Source organism: Janthinobacterium sp. GW823-FHT01H08, assembly GCF_058797855.1.
This window is the reverse complement of sequence record NZ_CM179504.1, coordinates 572126-591404: the sequence shown is the minus strand read 5'-3', so window position 1 is coordinate 591404 and position 19279 is coordinate 572126. Positions and strand designations below refer to the sequence as shown.

The following is a 19279-nucleotide window of genomic DNA, read 5'->3' as shown; positions in this document are numbered from 1 at the left end:
CGGAACGGCTTATTTTGCCAGATTGTTGCTGTTGCGTGCGTTCTGCTGCAGGGAGTCGCGGATTTCACGCAGCAGCACGATGTCTTCCGGCGTGGCCGGTGCCGGGGCCGGCGCGACCGGTTCGCTGCGGCGGGCCTTGTTCATCAGGCGCACCATCTGGAAGATGATAAAGGCAAGAATGATGAAGTTGAGCAAAATGGTGAGGAAGTTACCGTAGGCCAGCACGGCGCCCGCTTTTTTCGCTTCCACCAGGGTCATCGTCGTCGCCTGGCCATTCAGGGGCAGATAGTAATTGGCGAAATCGAGGCCGCCGAAAATACGGCCGATAGGCGGCATGATCACGTCTTGCACCAAGGAATCGACAATCTTGCCGAAGGCGCCGCCGATAATGACACCAACCGCCAGATCGACGACGTTGCCTTTCATTGCAAATTCTTTAAATTCCTTCATCATTGCCATGAATTTCTCCTTCGGATATGTATAAAAAACATGCCGATCATACTATTGATTCCTGGGGATACCAACTTGTGGTTGCCGGCAGGACCAATTCGTGCACAGCCGCGCGCATCTAGTTCGAAAGAACTAGCCACCTCCTGCAAAAGTATATAAATTATGGTACAAGCAACGTTTTTGTTTTATTCGTTGTTTGCTTCACTTATAATTTGCGGTTGCCAGAAGTGGCTTTTTCACTTCCGGATAATCAACAAGAAACTGGCACGGGCTGCGCCATAGTCCGAAGTTCCGCAGGGATGTTGCCACTTTACCGTACAAAGATGCGGGTTGCGGCAATCAGTGGGATAGAGCTTCGGCGACGGGTTTTTCGCGGCTGCCACTCATAATAAAGATTCGCATTTTGACTGATTGGGGTTTGCATGAGTAACGAAAAGCAGGTCGATTCAGGCCGTCGCGGCTTGCTCGTCGCCACGTGCGCGGCGGGCAGTGTAGTTGGATTGGCAACCGCGGGAGCCTTGGTAAGCACCTTCCAGCCGTCGGAGCGCGCGAAAGCGGCTGGCGCGCCGGTCGAAGTAGACATCACCACCTTGCAACCCGGCGAAATGCGCACCGTCGAATGGCGCGGCAAGCCGGTCTGGATCCTCAAGCGCACGCCGGAAATGGTCGCGTCGCTGAAAAAGACCGACGGCAAAGTCGCCGACGCCAATTCCCAGCGCAACCCCGCCGAATTCACGCCGTCGTATTGCATGAACGAATGGCGCTCGATCAAGCCTGAAATTCTCGTCGCCGTCGGCATCTGCACCCATCTGGGCTGCTCCCCTTCCTCGAAATTTGCCCCCGGCCCGCAACCATCGCTGCCCGATGACTGGGAAGGCGGCTTCCTGTGCCCTTGCCACGGCTCCACCTTCGACATGGCAGGCCGCGTGTTCAAGAACAAGCCGGCGCCGGACAACCTGCAAGTGCCGCGCCATATGTACCTGAGCGACACCAAATTGCTGATAGGTAAAGACGAGAAAGGCGAGGCTTGATCATGGCTGCTTTCAAAGAAACGAAGTTCCCGGCAGACGCTCCCGCCGCCGAAAAAGCGCTGGGCTGGGTCGATGACCGCTTTCCCCTGACCAAGCTGTGGAACGACCAATGGGGCAAGTACTACGCTCCGAAAAACTTCAATTTCTGGTACATCTTCGGCTCGCTGGCCATGCTGGTGCTGGTCTTGCAGATCGTCACCGGCATCTTCCTGACAATGCACTACAAACCGGATGCGGCCCTGGCCTTCAATTCCGTCGAGTACATCATGCGCGAAGTGCCGTGGGGCTGGCTGGTGCGCTACATGCACTCGACGGGCGCCTCGGCCTTCTTCATCATCGTCTACCTGCACATGACGCGCGGCCTGCTGTACGGTTCGTACCGCAAGCCACGTGAACTGATCTGGCTGTTCGGTTTCGCCATCTTCCTGTGCCTGATGGCCGAAGCGTTCTTCGGCTACCTGCTGCCATGGGGCCAGATGTCGTACTGGGGCGCGCAAGTGATCGTCAACCTGTTCGGCGCCATCCCGTTCATCGGCCCTGACCTGTCGTTGTGGATCCGCGGCGACTACGTGGTGTCCGACGCCACCCTGAACCGCTTCTTCGCCTTCCACGTGATCGCCATCCCGCTGGTACTGCTGGGCTTGGTTGCAGCGCACTTGATCGCCCTGCATGAAGTCGGCTCGAGCAATCCCGACGGCATCGAAGTGAAGGAAAACCTGGGCGCCGATGGCCACCCTGTCGATTCGATCCCTTCGCATCCCTACTACACCGTGCACGACCTGTTCGGCGTCTCGATCTTCCTCGTCATTTTCAGCGCCGTCGTCTTCTTCGCGCCGGAAATGGGCGGTTACTTCCTGGAATACAACAACTTCCTGCCGGGCGACTCGCTGAAAACCCCGCTGCACATCGCGCCAACCTGGTACTTCACGCCGTTCTACTCGGTGCTGCGTGCCACCACGGCCGACTTCATGTACGTGCTGATGGGTGCCGTGGCCGCCTACGTGGTGTTCATCTGGCTCAAGTCGCGCCTGTCGACGACGATCAAGTCCATCATCGCCGGCATCGCCATCGTCGCCATCATCGGCATGCTGCCGCAGGTGCTCGATGCGAAATTCTGGGGCGTAGTGTTCTTCGGCGGTTCCGTCGTGATCCTGGCGTTCCTGCCATGGCTCGACCATTCGCCCGTGAAATCGATCCGCTACCGTCCGAACTGGCACAAATATGTGTACGCCATTTTCGGCCTGTCGTTCCTGATCCTCGGCTACCTCGGGACCCAGCCGCCAACGGACTTCAGAACCATCGTGTCGCAAGTGTGCACCCTGATTTACTTCAGCTTCTTCCTGCTGATGCCATGGTGGAGTGCCATGGGCAAGTTCAAGACCGTGCCGTCGCGTGTGACGTTTCACCCGCACTAAGCCGCTCTCACGCCACGCTCAAAGGACATACATCATATGAAGATTGCAAAAAAACTGCTCGCCATCCTGGCACTCGTGCCCGCCATGGCTCTCGCCAGCGAAGGCGGCTTTCCGCTGGACAAGGCGCCTGACCGCCAGACCAACATGGCAGCGCTGCAACATGGCGCCAAATTGTTCGTCAATTATTGCTTGAATTGCCACGCCGCCGTGTCGATGCGCTACAACCGCCTGCGCGACCTGGGCTTGACGGAAGACCAGATCAAGCAGAATCTGTTGTTCTCCGGCGATAAAGTCGGCGACTTGATGACGACCAGCCTGGCGCCGCAGGACGCCAAGGCCTTCTTTGGCGTCGTACCGCCGGATTTGTCGGTAATTTCGCGCGCGAAATCATCTTCCGCTGGCACAGGCGGCGACTACCTGTATACTTACCTGCGTACGTTCTATAAAGACGACACTCGTCCGACCGGCTGGAACAATATGGTCGTGCCGAATGTTGCCATGCCGCATGTATTATGGGAATTGCAAGGTGTCCAGACTGCCAAGTTCGTGGAAGAGAACGATCCGCACGAAGCTGGCAAGAAGATCCACAAATTTACCGGCTTCGAGCAGGTCAAGCCAGGTACGTTGAACAAGATCGAGTACGACAATGCGGTAGCCGACCTGGTCGGCTACATGGAGTGGATGGCCGAACCGGCACAGCAGACACGCAAGCGCCTGGGCGTTTGGGTACTGCTGTTCCTGTCGGTCTTTGCTCTGCTGGCATGGCGCCTTAACGCGTCGTTCTGGAAGGAAGTCAAATAAGTGAGGCGCCGGCCTTAGGCCGGTTTATGCCTGTTTCTGCGTTGTCCGCATGAGTGGACAAGCGACCTGGGGTGAGCCGTTCGCGGCTTCACCCCCTTTGTTTCTAAGGAACTATAAAAAATGATGGTTCTCTATTCGGGTACAACCTGCCCATTTTCGCAACGCTGCCGCCTGGTCCTGTTTGAAAAAGGCATGGACTTCGAAGTGCGCGACGTCGACCTGTTCAACAAACCGGAAGACATTTCGACCATGAACCCGTATGGCCAGGTGCCCATCCTGGTCGAACGCGAACTGATCCTGTATGAATCGAACATCATCAACGAGTACATCGATGAGCGCTTCCCGCATCCGCAACTGATGCCGGCCGATCCGCTGATGCGTGCCCGCGCGCGCCTGATGCTGTTCAATTTCGAGAAAGAACTGTTCGTGCACGTGCACGTGCTGGAAAGCGAACGCGCCAAGAGCAACGACAAGGCCCACGACAAGGCACGCGCGGAAATCCGCGACCGCCTGACGACCCTGGCGCCACTGTTCCTGAAAAACAAGTACATGCTGGGCGACGAATTCTCGATGCTCGACGTGGCCGTCGCGCCGCTGCTGTGGCGCCTGGACCACTACGGCATCGAACTGTCGAAGACGGCTGCACCGCTGATGAAATACGCCGAACGCATCTTCTCGCGTCCTGCCTACATCGAAGCGCTGACGCCATCCGAAAAAGTCATGCGCCGCTAAAAGATATCCCCATAAAGCTGCTGCGCAGCCCGCTCTCGACTAGGCGTTACCCGCCGTACTGAAGTACGGCTGCGTTACTCAAGCCGATATCGGGCTTGCTCGCGACGCTTTCTGGGGCATCTTGGGCCACGTGTTAAAGTTGTTTTTTGCGCTGTCCCAGTCTTTTGAACTACCGGTGCGCCCGCCTCATGCTGACGGGGGCGCTCCCGCCTCACAGTGCCTATCATGTCTGAAATCTCAACCAAACCTTATATGCTGCGCGCCATCTACGAATGGTGCACCGACAGCGGCTACACGCCTTATCTCGCGGTCAAAGTCGATTCGCGCACCACGGTACCGATGGAATACGTGAAAAAGGGCGAAATCGTGCTCAACATCAGCTTCGGCGCCACCAGCGGCCTGAAGATGGACAACGACGCCATCCGCTTCCACGCCCGCTTTGGCGGCGTCTCGCGCGAAATCTACGTGCCGGTCGACAACGTGATGGCCATCTACGCCAACGAAAACGGCCAGGGCATGGCCTTCGAGCCCGTGCTGGGCAACGATGACCCCGACGCGCAACCGACGGACAGCCCCGCTTCCGCCGACGTGCCGCCGCCCGTGCTCGCCCCCGCCGCCAGCGGCCCGACCCTGTCGTCCGTGCCGGCCAGCTCCCCCGAACAACGCGACAACGCCACGCCCGGCGACGACGAGCCACCAAAAAAAGGCGGCCGCCCGACCCTGACACGCATTAAATAGCGTATAATTCGCAACGCACAGTTTTTGCCGACTTAGCTCATTTGGTAGAGCAGTTGATTTGTAATCATCAGGTGGCCAGTTCGAAACCGGCAGTCGGCACCAGAATTCAGTAGGAAAATCAAAGGGTTACATGCTTATGCTTGTAACCCTTTTTGTTTTTTGGTTTTTTATTCGAATCGTGTAGGCATTGTGTAGGTTTTTTCAGAGGGTACTATCGGCCGAGACTTCGAGTACTGCCAAAGATTTTCAAGAAAGAAGCACGTAAGACGAAAACAAAATCCGTCGACATCAGTATTTGTGTTGATGTTATGGAGTATGTGAAAAACGACGCCTTGGATGCTGTATATCTGGTGTCCGGTGACGTCGACTATCGCCCTCTTATTGAGGCTGTGATGCGAGCAGGAAAACGAGCTTATGTAGCATCGCTTTCCAGCGGGAGAAGCACCGGCTACATCGATGTACCGGACCGACATGTCAACTTAGACAATTATTATTTTATGGGCATGCCTAACCCATCCCTTTGAATACTCCGCGCAGAGGGAAAATTTTTAGAAAAGTGCCGGCCGGATGCCTGGCAAAAGCGGGGAATCGCGGATGGACTTTAGCCCTTGTTTACTATGCTCAAAATACTGGCGCGCGACACGCCATACCTACAAGCCAGTGCACTGAAGCTCCCGCCCCGCCCGTACTCGGCAATTATCGCCGTTCGTTGCGCTTGTCTGCCACTGATGGTGTCGGATAACCACTAATCGACTTGGTAGCCGGCGCCCTCAATTTCAAGACGCTGATTGTCAGCGGCCTATTCTTTTGTGCTGACGCGGTCGTATGCGAAGGTTGCCATGATGATTTCCGGGTAAGTGGTGTTAGAGAATACTGTTCGAATATTCTCACCTACTAGAAATCGCAACCCCTATATTTCCAACATGAGTAATCGTTGACTTTGATAGATGTTGGAAAACGGTCGTTTTCTAATAGTATGCTCAACTCCACTCTGCGATAGAATTTCACATATAACAACTAAAGGTAACTTATGAAAATTTCTCGCAGTTTTTGCAGTTTTTGCAGTTTAGGCTTCGCTGTGCTTTGGCTCCTGACCTTGGCCGGCTGCGCAACAGTGAAAGAAAGTTATGGCCCAGATGGTAGAAAAGCCTACGCATTAAACTGCAGCGGTACAGTGCGAGGTTGGGACAAATGCCTTGCGGCGGCAGGTAACATTTGTGGCAGCACAGGCTATGATGTCCTCGATAAATCGAGTGAAGCTGTGTCGATAGCGAGCGCCGCAGCAAGCAACGGCTCATTCGGCGCATCGGCTGTAAAAACATCAGAACGCACTATGCTGGTTGCGTGTAAGACGAGATAAACAATTCCAGATTGCCAACAGGAACTTCTAGGAAGACGGATCGTGACCGTCTTTGCCTCGAAGAGCCGGCAGCGATTACTGAGTCGTAAACGAATGTTACCAACGCTAGAGCCAGCGTTTGAGCATTAATCCATACGATGAGTGAAATTCAATGCATTAAGTCTTTTATGTTGTTTGTTACTCCGTCCACTCCTCCACATCGCATCTAAGTGAGCCACTGACGAGCAACTGAAGTAGCTTACCTTGATCGAAGATTTTACGTGCATTGCTGCACCGCGCAATGACTATCAGCACATTTAGGCGCAAGATGAGCACGTGCCTGCGCAAAGCAGGCTCCCGATGTCTGGCTTGCCTACCTGGGGAAATATCATGTCCGCACACACTTACAAGCTGATCGAACTGGTGGGAACGTCGACCGAGAGCAGCGATCAGGCGATACGCGATGCCATTGCCAAGGCGGCGCTGACGGTCAAGCACATGGACTGGTATGAAGTGACGGAATCGCGCGGGCATATCGTCGATGGCAAGGTGGCGCATTTCCAGGTCACGCTGAAGGTCGGCTTCCGGCTCGAATAACGTACTGCGGCGCAGTCACCGCCGCCCGACCGTTCCCCGGCTCTCCAGCCACTCCCGGCCGCCGGCCTCCAGCGCGGCCTCGATCACCTTGTCCGGCAAGCTGTAGACGGTCGCCCAGCTGGCCCGGCCATCCTGCGTGTTGGCGGGAAAGCTGTGCGTCTCGATCGGCCAGTGGTATTTGCGTTTCAGCGCCTTGACGATGGCGGCCAGGGAGACGCGGCCTTGCAGCGGTTCGGCGCCGGACTGGTCGCGGTTCGACAGCAGCACGGCCAGGACCTGGCCGCGGCCCGTGCGCGCGCCGGGGAAGGTGGGGATTTTGTTTGCCATGGCCTATTTTACCGGGCAATGATCGGGCGAGAGGTGATGTGCCGCACCTTTGATCTGGCGCAAGCGGCGCAGTGACTTTACGGCCACGATGGACATTCCGCCAGGCGTGCCAGCGCCCCTCTGCCAGCCTGGGCCTATCATCATGGGGCACAGGAGCCTATCATGCACAGCCTGAACATCCACGCCATGCAATGGCAGCCCGTTGCCGATATTTCCGCCGTCGATCCGCTGCTGCCCGAGGATCTTGCCTGCTTTCGCGAACTGCGCGATGTGCTGCAACGCTATGGCGCGCTCGACCGCTTCGGCATTTCCCTGATCCACCGCCATTTCGACATCGCCGACGACGAGGAACTGATGGAATACACGGATGCGCAAGCACGCACCCTGACGGTAAAACCTGTCAAGAAAAGCGACATCGACTGGCAGCACACGACGATTACCAACTGGAAATTGACGGAAGGCGAGGAAGTGGCGCGCATCGGTTGCGGTTGCGCGCGCAATTCGGGCGGCCACCTGGGCTATCACCGCGGTACCTGAGGCTGGCCGGCGCTGCCCGCCAGGCGGCGTCGGCCTTTCTTACACTTTACCCTCTCCAGCTCAGCCCGCTTTACGCAAGTGTTTGATTCAATATGCTTTTCTTGTGTGGCACGCAAGCTGCTTATCACTGTCTACGAGATGAGTCCAGGCAAGCCATTCTGGATTCTTTGTCCCCCGGATTTCCCGAGACTGACTACGATAAGAGGCTGCGATGAACGTCGATCACACACGAAACAAGACCCTGGGTTGGCTGGGCGCACTGGCGGCGGCAAGTCTGCTGGCCAGCGGTCAGGCGCAGGCAGGCGCGTACGGCCTGGCCGTCAACGAATTGAACAATTTCCGTATCACCACCAGCGCCGGCGCGCTGTCGCTGGCTGGCGCCAACCGCAATGCCAGCGACAGCGCCTTTTTCGAAGGCGGCGTGGCCGTCAATCCGCGCGCCGTCAATACGGGTCCGGCCGCCAACGCCGATGTGCTGCAAGTATGTTCGGGCGGCGGCTGCAGCGGCTTGCCGCAAAACCACTACGCGCCCAGCCCCAGCTCCACCCTGGAGTTCGCCCGCGGCGATGCGCACGCCTTCGGCAACATGCTCAACGGCACCGGCTCGACCGTGAGCGCCGTGGCGGAAGCACAGCGCAACACGGTGGGCGCCGCCACGGCCACGGCCGGCGACACGCTGACCGGCTCCGTCAACCTGACCCTGTCGAGCGCCGGCTTCATCACCTTCAGCTTCATGGGCCGACGCGACCTGCGCACCAGCGTGACGACCATGGGCGACAAGTCGAACGTGTCGATCATGGATATCTTCAATATCTCGTGCAATGCCGCCAGTCCCGTCGGCTGCCTGTCGCATGCGAATGCCGACGGCGTGATCTTCCAGTTCGCGCCTGATGGCGATGCCAGTAATGGCAGCGACATCAATGGCAACCATACGGTCGGCAGCCTGGACCCGTTCAGCCTGAACATGACGGCCGGCACCAACGACCCGGCCACCGGGCGCGCCTTCACGAATGGCTTCGCGATGTTTTCCCTGACCTCGAATTTCGCCCTGCCCGCCGGCAGCTACACCTTGAATTTTTCCAAGTCCACGCGCACCGACATCGTCGTCATCGATCCCTTGCAAGTGCCGGAGCCAGGCACCCTGTTCCTGCTGGGGACGGGATTGGCCGCCCTCGCCTTTACGCGCCGCCGCCAGGCTAAATAAGCACTGGCACGCTCAAAAGCACGCGGCGCCCGCAAAAGGCGCCGCGTTTTTTTATGCCAGCCGATGCGTGTTAACCGAGCCGTGCCAGCGCCTGGCGCGCCAGCTGCAATTGCTGCAGATAATAGCGGTGCAGCATGGCGGGGTCGCTCAAGTCGCGCCCCAGTACCAGACGCAGCTCGCTGGCGGGGCAATCGGCGGCCTGGGTCTGCACCTGGGTCTGCACCTGCGTACCCAACTGGCGGGCCAGCTGGCGCGCCGCCTGTTCCTGCGCGGGCCGGTACTCGACGCGCGTGCGCGCCACCTGGAAGCTGGCTTCATTGGCCAGGCGCACCACCTGCACGGGCGCTCCTGCCAGACTGCGCGCCAGCGCGGCGGCCAGGCCCGGCACGCCGTTGCCGTTGACAATTTCCAGGCGCGGACGCGGCGTGCCAGCCACAGGCGCAGCCGGCACCAATGGGCTAACGGTCAGGCTGCGCACCGCCGCCGGCACGCGTCTCAGGCGGGCCATGCCATCGCTCTGCGTGATCTCCACGCGCGCCATGGCGGGCGCATCGGGCACCGGCGCGGGCACGCCCTGCGGCGGCGCCTCGCCGCGCAACAAGGCCAGATCGCGCCGCACATCGTGTTCCTGCAAGCTGGCCGCCTGGCGCCGCATGACGGCGGCGCGCTCGTGCTGTCCCAGCCGTTCCAGTACCTGCGCCAGGTGCTGCCAGGCCAGCGCATTGAGCGGATCGAGCAGGCATGCCTGTTCCAGCACGGGCAAGGCTTGCGCGTCGCGTCCGCTTAAATAATAGGCGTAGCCGAGATTGCTGAACAGATAGGCCTGCTGCGGCTGCCGTGTACCCGCCTCCTGCGTCAAGGCCAGCCAATGGGCGATCGCCGCGTCATGCTCGCCCCGCTGCGCGTGCAGCACGGCCAGTCCGTTGCGCGCGTTCACGTGGCGCGGCGCATGGCGCAGGGCTTGCTCATAAGCCGCTTGCGCCGCGGGCAGGTCGCCCCGCTCGACATGCTGGCGCCCCGCCGCATAGGCGGCATCGGCGTCAGGCCACTGCGGCGCCGGTGCATGGGCCAGCTGCGTGGTACAGGCGGCCAGGCCCAGACAGGCGCACGCGGCGGCCAGGCGGGATATCGTCAAGCGCATGGTGAGACTCCTTTCAGCGGCTGGCCATGGCCGGCACGAGCACGCGATAGACTTCGATCACGGCCGGCCCCATCAGCACCAGCATCAGGGTGGGAAAGACGCAAAAAATCAGCGGGAACAGCAGCTTTAACGCGATCTTCGCCGCCGCCTCCTCGGCCAGCAGGCTGCGCTTGCCGCGCAGATTTTCCGAATGCACGCGCAGCGAATCGCCCATGCTGGTGCCGAAGCGTTCCGACTGGATCAGCATGGCGACCAGGGTATCGACGTCTTCCACGCCGCTGCGCAAGGCCAGGTTGCGCAGCGCCTTTTCCTTGGAAAAACCGGCGCGCATTTCCATCAGCACCAGTTGCAATTCCTGCGCCAGTACCACGCTTTTGATGTGGATCTCGCCCGACACCTTTACCAGCGCGCGCTCCAGGCTCAGGCCCGCTTCGACGCACACGGTCAGCAAGTCGAGCGCATCGGGGATGTTTTCGAAAATGTCGCGCTGGCGCCGCTTGGCCGTACTGGCCAGCACCAGGTTGGGCAGGTAATAGCCGATGGTGGCGCTGACGCACAGCAGCAACAGCAGCACGCTGCGCAGCTGCGCCGCCATGGCGCTGGCCGCATACAGGCCCAGCACGGTGGGAAACAGCAGGGCCAGCACGCTTTTCGCCGCAAAGTACAGGGCCGGCGCACTCGCCTGGCGCCAGCCCGCGTTCATGAAACGCGTGCGCAGCGGCGAGCGTTCCCAGCCCTCTTCCGGCAGCGACAGCTTGCTGAACGGCTGCGCCACGCGCACCACCCGCTCGACCCAGCCAGTATCGGCCACCGCCTCGCTGGCGGCCGACGCCGTGGCGCCGAACAGACGCTGGCGCAAGGTGCCGGGAAAGAAGATCAGCCACGCCAGCAGGGCCAGCGCCACCACCACGGCAAAGACGATCAACAAGAACAGCAGTTGTGCACCGGTCATGAAGTATTCCTCCTCTGATCGACTGAAAAAACGTTCAGGGCTAGGCGCGTCGCCGAAGACAGTACGGACGTACGGCGAGGCGACGCAACAACGCCATGGACTTTTTTTCAGGCGCGCCCTTCAAATACGGATACGGATGACGTTACGCATCCAGACGACGCCCAGCGCCACCATGCCAGCCGCGTACCACAGCAGTTTGATGCCGCTGGGATCGGTCCACAGCAGGCGGATGTATTGCGGGTTGACCAGGGCCATGACACCGATCATCACCACCGGCATCAGGCCCAGCACCCAGGCCGACATGCGCCCCTCGGCCGACAGCACGCGCACCTGTCCCAGCAGCTTCAAGCGGGCGCGGATGATGCGCGCGATGCTGACCAGCACCTCGGCCAGGTTGCCGCCCGATTCGCGCTGCACCAGCACGGCGATGACGAGGTAGCGCAAGTCCGTCAGCGGTATGCGCGCAGCCAGGTTTTGCAGCGCCTCGTTCATCGGCACGCCGTAATTGATCTCTTCGTGCGCCGTCTTGAATTCGCCGCTGATCGGCTCATTGAGTTCGTCTCCCACCATCTGCAGCACGTTCGAAAACGAGTGCCCGGCGCGCAGCGCGCGGGCCAGGAAATCGGCCGCTTCCGGCAGTTGCGCCTCGATCTTTTTCAGCCGCGCCGCGCGCGCGCGCAGCACGAACAAACACGGTGCGCTCACGGCGCAGGACAGCAGCAGCAAGGCGCCGGGCAAGGGCATGGACCAGGCCGCCAACAGCAGCAAGGCCGCCAGCAGCAAGGCGCCCGTGCCGCCCAGGAATTGCGCCACCGACCAGGACAAGCCCGATTGCAGCAGCAAATGGTCCAGCCGCGCCGCCTGCGGCATGCGCCGCAGCAGCCGCTCCAGGCCGGGCGAACGCGCATAGCGGCGCTGCTTGAGGATGGAGACGCGCTCGCCGCCCGCCTCGCCGCGCGCCGCCATCAGCCGCAGGCGCCGGTTGATGCGCCGCGCCGCGCTGCCATGCGTGCCCGACCACCACAGCCAGGCCCCTTCCACCATCAGAATGCAGGCGGCGAACAGCAGCACGGCAAAGCCGTAGAACACCAGGTCCATGATCCCTCCCCCTTACTCATAAATTCGGTCCGGGTCGAACACCGTGTCCGGCACCGGCGCGCCGAACATGCGCAAGCGCTCCGTAAAGCGGGGCCGCACGCCCGTGGCGCAAAAGTGGCCCTGCACCTTGCCATCGGCATCGACGCCCGTCTGCTCGAAGCGGAAGATTTCATGCATGGCGATGATGTCGCCTTCCATCCCCGTCACTTCCTGCAGGCTGACCAGCTTGCGCGCGCCATCCGTCAGGCGCGACACTTGCATCACCACCGTCACGGCCGAACAGATCTGCTGGCGCGTGGCGCGTGGCGTCAGGTTCACGTTGGCCATGCCGACCATGTTTTCCAGCCGCGCCAGCGCATCGCGCGCCGTGTTCGAATGGATGGTCGCCAGCGACCCTTCATGGCCCGTGTTCATCGCCTGCAGCATGTCGAGCGCCTCGGCGCCGCGCACCTCGCCCAGGATGATGCGGTCGGGCCGCATGCGCAGCGCATTGCGCACCAGCGCGCGCTGGCTTACTTCGCCCTTGCCTTCGATATTCGGCGGGCGCGTTTCCAGCCGTACCACGTGCGGCTGGCGCAGCGCCAGTTCGGCCGCATCCTCGATGGTGACGATGCGCTCGCTGCCGGGAATGAAGCCGGACAGCACGTTGAGCAGGGTCGTCTTGCCGCTGCCAGTGCCGCCCGAGATCAGGATATTGATCTTCGCCTGGCCCAGCGCCTGCAGCACCTGCACCATGGGCGGCGTCAGGCTTTTGTAGTCGAGCAGGTTGGCGATGCTCAAAGGCTGCACGGCAAAGCGCCGGATGGACAGGATCGGGCCATCGACGGCCAGCGGCGGAATGATGGCATTCACGCGCGAGCCGTCCGGCAGGCGCGCGTCGACCATCGGGCTCGATTCATCGACGCGCCGTCCCACGCGCGAGACGATCTTTTCGATGATCTTCATCAGGTGCGCATTGTCGTGGAAGGTCACGTCCGTCAGCTGCAGCCGCCCGCCCCGCTCCACATACACCTTGTCGCAGGTATTGACGAGGATGTCGGACACGCTGGCATCGGCCAGCAGGGGTTCGAGCGGACCAAAGCCCAGCATCTCGTGCTGGATGTCGAGCACCAGGCTATGCCGCTCGTGCTGGTTGAGGACGATGCGCTCTTCCTCGATCACGCGCTGCACCAGCAGCGCCAGCTCATGCTTGAACTGCTCGGCCGTCAGGCGTTTCAGGCGTTCCAAGTCGATACGGTCGAGTATCGTCTGGTGCATGGTTTTTTTCAGTTCCTGGTAGGCGTGCAGCGCCAGCGCGCCTTGTCCATTGCTGGCGGGGCGCACCGTTTCATTTGCCGCCAGGCGTTCGCGTAAAGTCATCTCGGCTCCCATGATGGCCCCCGGCGGGAGCCTTGACATATGTTTCTGTCCTAAACCTCGCTGCGGCTGAACAGGCGGTCGAACAGGCCGCGGCTTTCCGTCACGCGGCGCGCCGTCACCAGTTCCACCAGCTCGGCCAGGCTGCGCGCCACGGCGCTGGTGCGCGACAGCTGCAGCAGCGGGATGCCCTGGTTGACGGAATCGGTGGCGGCGATGTAATCGTTGGGCACCGTGTGCACCACTTCCGCGCCCAGCGCCTGCTCCAGGTCCGCCAGGCGCAGGCGCCCGCCCTTCTCATAACGGTTGACGATCAGGCGCAGGCGCTCGCCCGGATAGCCGAGCGAGCGGAAAATGTCGAGCAGGCGCCGCCCGTCGCGGATGTCGGGCAAGGCCAGCTGCAGCACCGGATAGATGGCGTCGGCGTTGTCGAGCGCGCGCAGCGACAGCGCATCGATCTGGCGTCCCACGTCGAGCACGATGTAGTCGTAGTGCTGGCGCGCCACGGCCAGGATGCGGTCCATGTGCTCGGGCTGCATGTCGACCTTGTGCGCGGGGTCGTCGGCCGCCGCCAGCACGCCGAAGTTCGGCGTCACGTGCACCAGGCACGAGGCGAGGAAGGCGCCGTCCATGCGCGCGATCTGGGCGCAGATATCGGACAGTGTCATCGCCGGCTTCTGGTCCGAGACATACAGGGTGGCGTCGCCGAACTGGCCATGCAGGTCGATCAGCAGCACCTTGCAGCCGGCCAGGCTGGCCAGCGCGTAGGAAAAATTCGTCGATAGAAAGGTGGCGCCGCTGCCGCCCTTGCACGAGATGAAGGCGAGGACTTTACCGTCGCGCATCTGCGTCACGCCGGCCTGGATATCGACCCGGTCCATCGCCTCGTGGAAGGCCTTGTGCACCAGCGGCAGCTGCAGCACTTCGCGCATGCCGGCGCGCATGGCGCGGATCAGCACATCCTGCTGCTGTCCGCGCGTGAGCAGCATCAGCACGGCCAGCGGATACTGGCGCGCCAGGCGCTCGAGCAGGTCGGCTTCGTCGGCATCGATACCGCTGGCGTCGACGATCACCAGTTCCGGCGCTTCCGGCAGCATGCGCTCGACGGCGTCGCGCAGGCCGCTGCGCCGTTCCAGCAGCCGCAGCACGGGCATGCGGGCCGCCCCCTGCGCGGCAATTTCATCGTGCAAGCTGGCATCGCGGCTAATCATCAGGGCTTTCATCGCACTTCCTCGCTTCTTTCAGGTCTACACAGTCGGCTGCGCCGCCAAGTGGCGCTCAAGGACAAAAACCGGGATTGTCCGGATAACCCAGCGACTCGGCCACGGCCATGGTGGCGCCGTTGGGCAGGCGCACGGCGCCTGCGCCGGAAGGAAACATCACTGCCAGCAGCGGCAGGATGGGCCGGTACGGCACGCTCTCGCAGCGTCCGCCATCGCCGGGCACGCACAGGCGCGCGCGCACGAAACGGATACAGCTGGCGCCATGCGGATCGTCCAGGCAATTGATGCGGTTACGCTGCGGACAACCGGGCATCACCGTCACCGGCAATGCCGCCAGCGCGGCGCCGCCGCTGGACTGTGACAGGTAATCGATGCGCACATACGCGTCGCTGATGCCGCCGCCCAGCGGCAGCACGCCAGGCGCGGCGCGCAGCACGGCTTGCGCGCGCACGGCCTGCAGCGCACTTGCATTGCTGAAATCGGTAACGGCGGCGCCGCGCGCGGCACGCCGGGTAATCTCGTGCACCATATTCCATAGATACACGGCGCGCGCCACTTCCAGCATGGCGAACAGGAAGAGAAAAAACAGCAGCGCCAGCATGGCGAACTCGACGGCGAAGACGCCGCCCTGGCGCTGTCGGCGGGGGCGCAGGTTAATTAACATAGCGTACTGTCGCATTGGCGCGCAGCGGGATCGGCGCCAGCTGCGGCAGCCACTTGCGGGTCAGTTCGGGCAGGAAATCCACCGGCATGTCGACGGACAACTTGATGCGCACCTGCAGCGGCGCCGCCGCATAAGTGCCGCAGCTGTAGGAATCGTCGGCATACACGCATTCCACGCTGATCAGGTATGGCTGCATGGCCGGCCAGCTTTCCGCCATGGCATCGACCACCATCTGCCGGGCAAACACGGCACCCTGGTTCGCCGTGTCGCCCCTGGCCATCTGCGACAGCGGCATGGTGGCCAGGTAGCGCGCCGCATCGTGCGTACTTTTTTGCAGGGCCGTGTACACCAGCAGCGCGCGGCCGAACAGCAGCACGAAAGGCAGCAGCGCCATGAAAAACAGCAGGATCAGCGCCAGCTCGATGGCGGCGACACCCTCCTGGCGGCGTCGCGCGCGGCAGGGCGGCCTCATTGCAGCAGCTCCGCAGGGCCCGCCAGCGCGCCCTCGGCCACGAGGCCGTCAAATTCGGCGCTCAACACGCCGTTGCTGGCCGGCGCCGTCATGAAGAAGCGGCCGATGCCCCGCACCTGCGCCAGCACGTCGCTGCCGACCGGCACAGGGCAGGCCAGCAGGGCAATATGCAGCAGGCGCCGCTGCGCCACGCCCGTATTGCCGGTCGGCGCCGTCTGGTAAGCCAGCGTCTGGTATGGCGGCGTGGCAGGGTAGCCGGGCTTGGCGGCCGGCGCGGCAGGGCTAGCCGGATACAGCTTGGCCCAGTCGCTGGTGGCAAACGGCACGTAGCCGCCGGCCGGCTTCACACTGCTGTACTTGACCGCCTTGCCAAACGACCACAGCGGGCCGTAACTGCCAACGGCAGGCGGCGTCGCGTTCGATTCCGGATCGGCCACGGACAGCAGCGGATTGCCGGTGCTCAGGGCGCTCGGCGCGTCGGGCGTGTTCGTCATCCACCAGTTCGTGGCCGTATTCGGATAGGCGCGGATATTCGTGTCGGGCGGCGCCGTGACGGGATGACAGCCGCTGCCCGCATGCAGGTTGAAGCGCGCGTTGAAGGCCGGCCACAAGGCGGCGGGAAACGGCCGGTGCACATGCACTTGGGCGCTGCCGATGCGCGGGTACAGCACCGTGCCGCTGCACACAAACGGCAGCACGCTGGACTCGCCGACCTGCAGCGACGAGCCCACCACGCCGGGCTGGCCCAGGGGATTGAGCACGAAGTGTTCGGCCGCCGGGCCGTGCGGATTGAGTTTCAACAGGTTATACGCCACGCCGCGGCGAAAACCATATTCCAGCAGCTCGACGGCCGGCAGCAGCGCAGCATTCGTGCGCGGGCTGGCCGCGCTGGCCGACAGCGCGCACACGGCCAGCGGCGTCAGGTTCAGGCTGGTACGTCCTGCCACGGCGCGCCCCCCCGTGTCCAGGGTGCGCAGCGCCGGCGACAAGGCGCCCAGGAACGCCGTCGCCACCCGCCCCAGCGACGGTGCATTGGCCTGCGTATCGACGCGCACGAACAGCGCCGTGGCGGCGTCGGGCACGGCGCCCGCCGCATGCCATTCGCTGGCGGGCGCGCCGGGCGCGCTGGCGAAGCGGATGCTGGCGTCCGACAGGATCGCGCCCTGCATGCGGCGCCGCCACGCGCTCTTGTCGGCCGCACTCTGCTTGGCCTTGTCCACGGCAGCGAGCAAGCCTTCGGGCGTGCCCACCAGTTCGGCGGCCGCCGCCAGCGCCGCGTTGTCGGCCAGGTTCTGCAATTCCGTCTTGCGGCCGATGACCTGTCCCACGTCGAGCGCCAGGCCGATAAAGCCCAGCACCAGGATAAGCAGGATGGAAAAGGCGATCAGCATCGCCCCGCGCTCGCGCCGGCGTCTATTTGCCATTGGCGCCTCCCAGCATGAACTGCACCGGCTGCGGCGTCTGGCCGTTCGGTTCGGCGAACGAGGCGCGGTAGCGCTGCATGACGGCGTGCGCGCTGGGGCCGTCAAGCCCGTCGGCAGGCTGGCGATTGTCCGCGCTGGCCGGATCGCGCACCTGCTGCGCCATGGCCAGACGCACGGCGTCGCCGAAGCGCGGGTCCAGCTGCGGCGTGCTGCTACTGCTGTGCGCGCAGGCTGCCAGCTGCAGCGCCAGGGTCAGCGCGGCCAGGCGCCGCAGCCCTATCAGGAGCGAATTCGGCATGGCGTGTCTCCCCGTCTCATTTCAACTCGAAGCCGTTGGCCGCGCGCGGCGGCGGCACGGACGGCGGCGCTGGCGGCACGGTGGCTTCCATCTTGCCGCGCAACATCAAGTCCGTGCGCGAAGGCGGCGCCAGCTGCGCCGTCGGCAGCACGACATCGGCCGGCAAGGGTTTCACCAGGTGCGCGGTAATGACGAACAACAATTCCGTGCGGTCATGCTGGAAGTCCGTGCTGCGAAACAGCGCGCCGAGGATGGGCAGTTCGCTCAGCCACGGCACGCCCGCGATGTTGCTCACCTGGTTGTTCTTGATCAAGCCGCCGATGGCATAGCTCTGGCCGTCATACAGCTGCACCGTGGTCGAAGCGCGCCGCGTGGTGATGACGGGCAAAATAGAACGTCCGCTGACGCCGGCGGCGGAAATGCCCACCCCTTCGCGCGACAGTTCCGACACTTCCGGCGCCACCTTCAAATTGATGCGCCCGCCCGACAGCACGGTGGGGGTAAATCGCAGGCCGACGCCATACTCGCGCTCTTCCAGCGTGATCTTGTTGTTGTCCTGGCCGACGGGAATGAATATCTTGCCGCCGGCCAGAAAACTGCCCTCCTGTCCGCTGATCGCCATCACCGTCGGCTCGGCCAGGATGCGTACCAGGCCATCCTGTTTCTGCGCCTCGATGGTCAGCTGCTGGCCATTCGACTTGCGCACGTCGAGCAAGCCATTGGCCGTGCCGCTCAAGAAATTCGACAGCAAGGTGGTGGCCCAGCTGCCGGAGGCGAAGCGCAGGGTGGCGCCCACTTCCAGCCGTTCCAGCAGCGACTTCGACACTTCGGCGATCTGCACGGCCAGCATCACCTGCTGCGGCGCGCTGACGTCGAGCATATTGATGACGCGGCTGTTCGCGCTGCCCGCGCCGCCGGGTGCAGCGGCCGCGAGCGGCAAGGCGGCGCCATCGGCTGGCTTGGGCAGCGCCAGCGGTGCGGTGGCGCGGCGCACATACGCATGCGCCAGCTCGACGGCGCGCAGCACGGCGCCCGCATCCTGCACCGTGCCCGACAGCACCAGGGTATCGGCCACGGCCGTCACGCGGATGGCTTTTTCTTCCGGCATCAGGGCCGCCAGGGTCGTTTGCAGGCCGGACGGGTCCATGCTGACACTGACGTTCACCACGCTGCACACGCCGCTCCTGCCCTGGATGATCATATTCGTGCTGCCCACGTCGACACCGACTACATACAAGGTGTCGGGTGCGACCAGCATGGCTTGCAGCATGGCCGGATTGCCGACGCTGCGGGCCAGCACCGCCTCGGGCAGGTGCAACATGCTCGACTTGCCCACCTGCAGCTGCAAGTTGCCGGGCGTCGCCGCTTCGCCGCCGCAGCGGGGGCCAGGATCGGCTGCCGCGCCGGCAGGCGGCAACAGCAGGCAGCACAGTGTCAGCAGGGCGCGGTTCATGAGCGTGTCCATGGTTGATCAAGGCAA

Annotated in this window: 21 protein-coding genes and 1 tRNA gene; 10 read left to right on the top strand and 12 right to left on the bottom strand. The window is 62.6% G+C overall.

What is annotated here, in order from left to right; genetic code table 11:
* Positions 1–9 precede the first annotated feature (9 nt).
* Positions 10–459, bottom strand: coding sequence for a large conductance mechanosensitive channel protein MscL (gene mscL / locus AC3RCG_RS02595; protein WP_070223752.1), 450 nt, complete (start codon positions 457–459; stop codon positions 10–12).
* Positions 460–872: 413 nt separating this feature from the next.
* On the opposite strand from mscL, the gene petA reads away from it, so the two are divergent.
* From petA to AC3RCG_RS02555, 8 genes are all read left to right on the top strand, one after another.
* Positions 873–1481 carry a ubiquinol-cytochrome c reductase iron-sulfur subunit gene (gene petA / locus AC3RCG_RS02590; protein WP_070313043.1) on the top strand — a complete coding sequence of 203 codons (609 nt, stop codon included), beginning with the start codon at positions 873–875 and terminating at the stop codon, positions 1479–1481.
* 2 nt (positions 1482–1483) lie between these two features.
* Positions 1484–2896, top strand: coding sequence for a cytochrome b (locus AC3RCG_RS02585; RefSeq protein ID WP_492402385.1), 1413 nt, complete (start codon positions 1484–1486; stop codon positions 2894–2896).
* A gap of 36 nt (positions 2897–2932) precedes the next feature.
* The gene (locus AC3RCG_RS02580; protein WP_070223750.1) at positions 2933–3697 is read left to right on the top strand and encodes a cytochrome c1; all 765 of its coding nucleotides are present in this window, start codon (positions 2933–2935) and stop codon (positions 3695–3697) included.
* A 120-nt stretch (positions 3698–3817) separates the two neighbouring features.
* Positions 3818–4429 (top strand): glutathione S-transferase N-terminal domain-containing protein, encoded by a 612-nt coding sequence (locus AC3RCG_RS02575; protein WP_010394154.1) that lies wholly within the window; start codon positions 3818–3820, stop codon positions 4427–4429.
* Positions 4430–4654: 225 nt separating this feature from the next.
* Positions 4655–5167: a ClpXP protease specificity-enhancing factor gene (locus AC3RCG_RS02570; protein WP_070223748.1), complete on the top strand. Its 513-nt coding sequence runs from the start codon at positions 4655–4657 to the stop codon at positions 5165–5167.
* 26 nt (positions 5168–5193) lie between these two features.
* Positions 5194–5269 (top strand) — tRNA-Thr (locus AC3RCG_RS02565).
* Positions 5270–5319: 50 nt separating this feature from the next.
* The gene (locus AC3RCG_RS02560) at positions 5320–5691 is read left to right on the top strand and encodes an NYN domain-containing protein (protein ID WP_071653840.1); all 372 of its coding nucleotides are present in this window, start codon (positions 5320–5322) and stop codon (positions 5689–5691) included.
* Between the two features lie 1205 nt (positions 5692–6896).
* Complete coding sequence (locus AC3RCG_RS02555) at positions 6897–7103, top strand: dodecin (protein ID WP_034753599.1); 207 nt, start codon at positions 6897–6899, stop codon at positions 7101–7103.
* A gap of 15 nt (positions 7104–7118) precedes the next feature.
* Here AC3RCG_RS02555 and AC3RCG_RS02550 read toward each other — a convergent pair whose 3' ends face one another.
* On the bottom strand, positions 7119–7430 hold the full coding sequence (locus AC3RCG_RS02550) for a hypothetical protein (protein ID WP_099408050.1): 312 nt from the start codon (positions 7428–7430) through the stop codon (positions 7119–7121).
* Positions 7431–7592: 162 nt separating this feature from the next.
* Here AC3RCG_RS02550 and AC3RCG_RS02545 point away from each other — a divergent pair, with 162 nt between their 5' ends.
* Positions 7593–7967, top strand: coding sequence for a hypothetical protein (locus AC3RCG_RS02545; protein WP_099408051.1), 375 nt, complete (start codon positions 7593–7595; stop codon positions 7965–7967).
* A gap of 211 nt (positions 7968–8178) precedes the next feature.
* A complete protein-coding gene (locus AC3RCG_RS02540) occupies positions 8179–9171 on the top strand; it encodes an EDSAP-1 family PEP-CTERM protein (RefSeq protein WP_492402386.1) in 993 nt (330 codons plus the stop codon).
* Between the two features lie 70 nt (positions 9172–9241).
* Here AC3RCG_RS02540 and AC3RCG_RS02535 read toward each other — a convergent pair whose 3' ends face one another.
* The 10 genes from AC3RCG_RS02535 to AC3RCG_RS02490 all read right to left on the bottom strand — a co-directional run bounded on the left by AC3RCG_RS02535 (position 9242) and on the right by AC3RCG_RS02490 (position 19264).
* On the bottom strand, positions 9242–10312 hold the full coding sequence (locus AC3RCG_RS02535) for a LytR C-terminal domain-containing protein (protein ID WP_492402387.1): 1071 nt from the start codon (positions 10310–10312) through the stop codon (positions 9242–9244).
* 13 nt (positions 10313–10325) lie between these two features.
* Positions 10326–11264: a type II secretion system F family protein gene (locus tag AC3RCG_RS02530; RefSeq protein ID WP_070289464.1), complete on the bottom strand. Its 939-nt coding sequence runs from the start codon at positions 11262–11264 to the stop codon at positions 10326–10328.
* A 120-nt stretch (positions 11265–11384) separates the two neighbouring features.
* Positions 11385–12362 (bottom strand): type II secretion system F family protein, encoded by a 978-nt coding sequence (locus AC3RCG_RS02525; RefSeq protein ID WP_070289463.1) that lies wholly within the window; start codon positions 12360–12362, stop codon positions 11385–11387.
* 12 nt (positions 12363–12374) lie between these two features.
* Complete coding sequence (locus AC3RCG_RS02520; RefSeq protein WP_083287262.1) at positions 12375–13721, bottom strand: TadA family conjugal transfer-associated ATPase; 1347 nt, start codon at positions 13719–13721, stop codon at positions 12375–12377.
* 50 nt (positions 13722–13771) lie between these two features.
* Complete coding sequence (locus tag AC3RCG_RS02515) at positions 13772–14941, bottom strand: CpaE/TadZ family protein (protein ID WP_070219071.1); 1170 nt, start codon at positions 14939–14941, stop codon at positions 13772–13774.
* 55 nt (positions 14942–14996) lie between these two features.
* A complete protein-coding gene (locus AC3RCG_RS02510; protein WP_070219070.1) occupies positions 14997–15605 on the bottom strand; it encodes a TadE/TadG family type IV pilus assembly protein in 609 nt (202 codons plus the stop codon).
* The gene (locus AC3RCG_RS02505) at positions 15595–16077 is read right to left on the bottom strand and encodes a TadE/TadG family type IV pilus assembly protein (protein ID WP_070313047.1); all 483 of its coding nucleotides are present in this window, start codon (positions 16075–16077) and stop codon (positions 15595–15597) included. The genes AC3RCG_RS02510 and AC3RCG_RS02505 overlap by 11 nt, the downstream gene beginning before the upstream one ends.
* The gene (locus AC3RCG_RS02500; RefSeq protein WP_070289461.1) at positions 16074–17501 is read right to left on the bottom strand and encodes a pilus assembly protein TadG-related protein; all 1428 of its coding nucleotides are present in this window, start codon (positions 17499–17501) and stop codon (positions 16074–16076) included. Before AC3RCG_RS02500 ends, AC3RCG_RS02505 begins: the two co-directional genes overlap by 4 nt.
* Positions 17491–17799 (bottom strand): hypothetical protein, encoded by a 309-nt coding sequence (locus AC3RCG_RS02495; protein ID WP_070289460.1) that lies wholly within the window; start codon positions 17797–17799, stop codon positions 17491–17493. Before AC3RCG_RS02495 ends, AC3RCG_RS02500 begins: the two co-directional genes overlap by 11 nt.
* A gap of 16 nt (positions 17800–17815) precedes the next feature.
* Positions 17816–19264, bottom strand: a complete 1449-nt coding sequence (locus AC3RCG_RS02490) for a type II and III secretion system protein family protein (protein ID WP_492402388.1) — start codon at positions 19262–19264, stop codon at positions 17816–17818.
* Positions 19265–19279 lie beyond the last annotated feature (15 nt).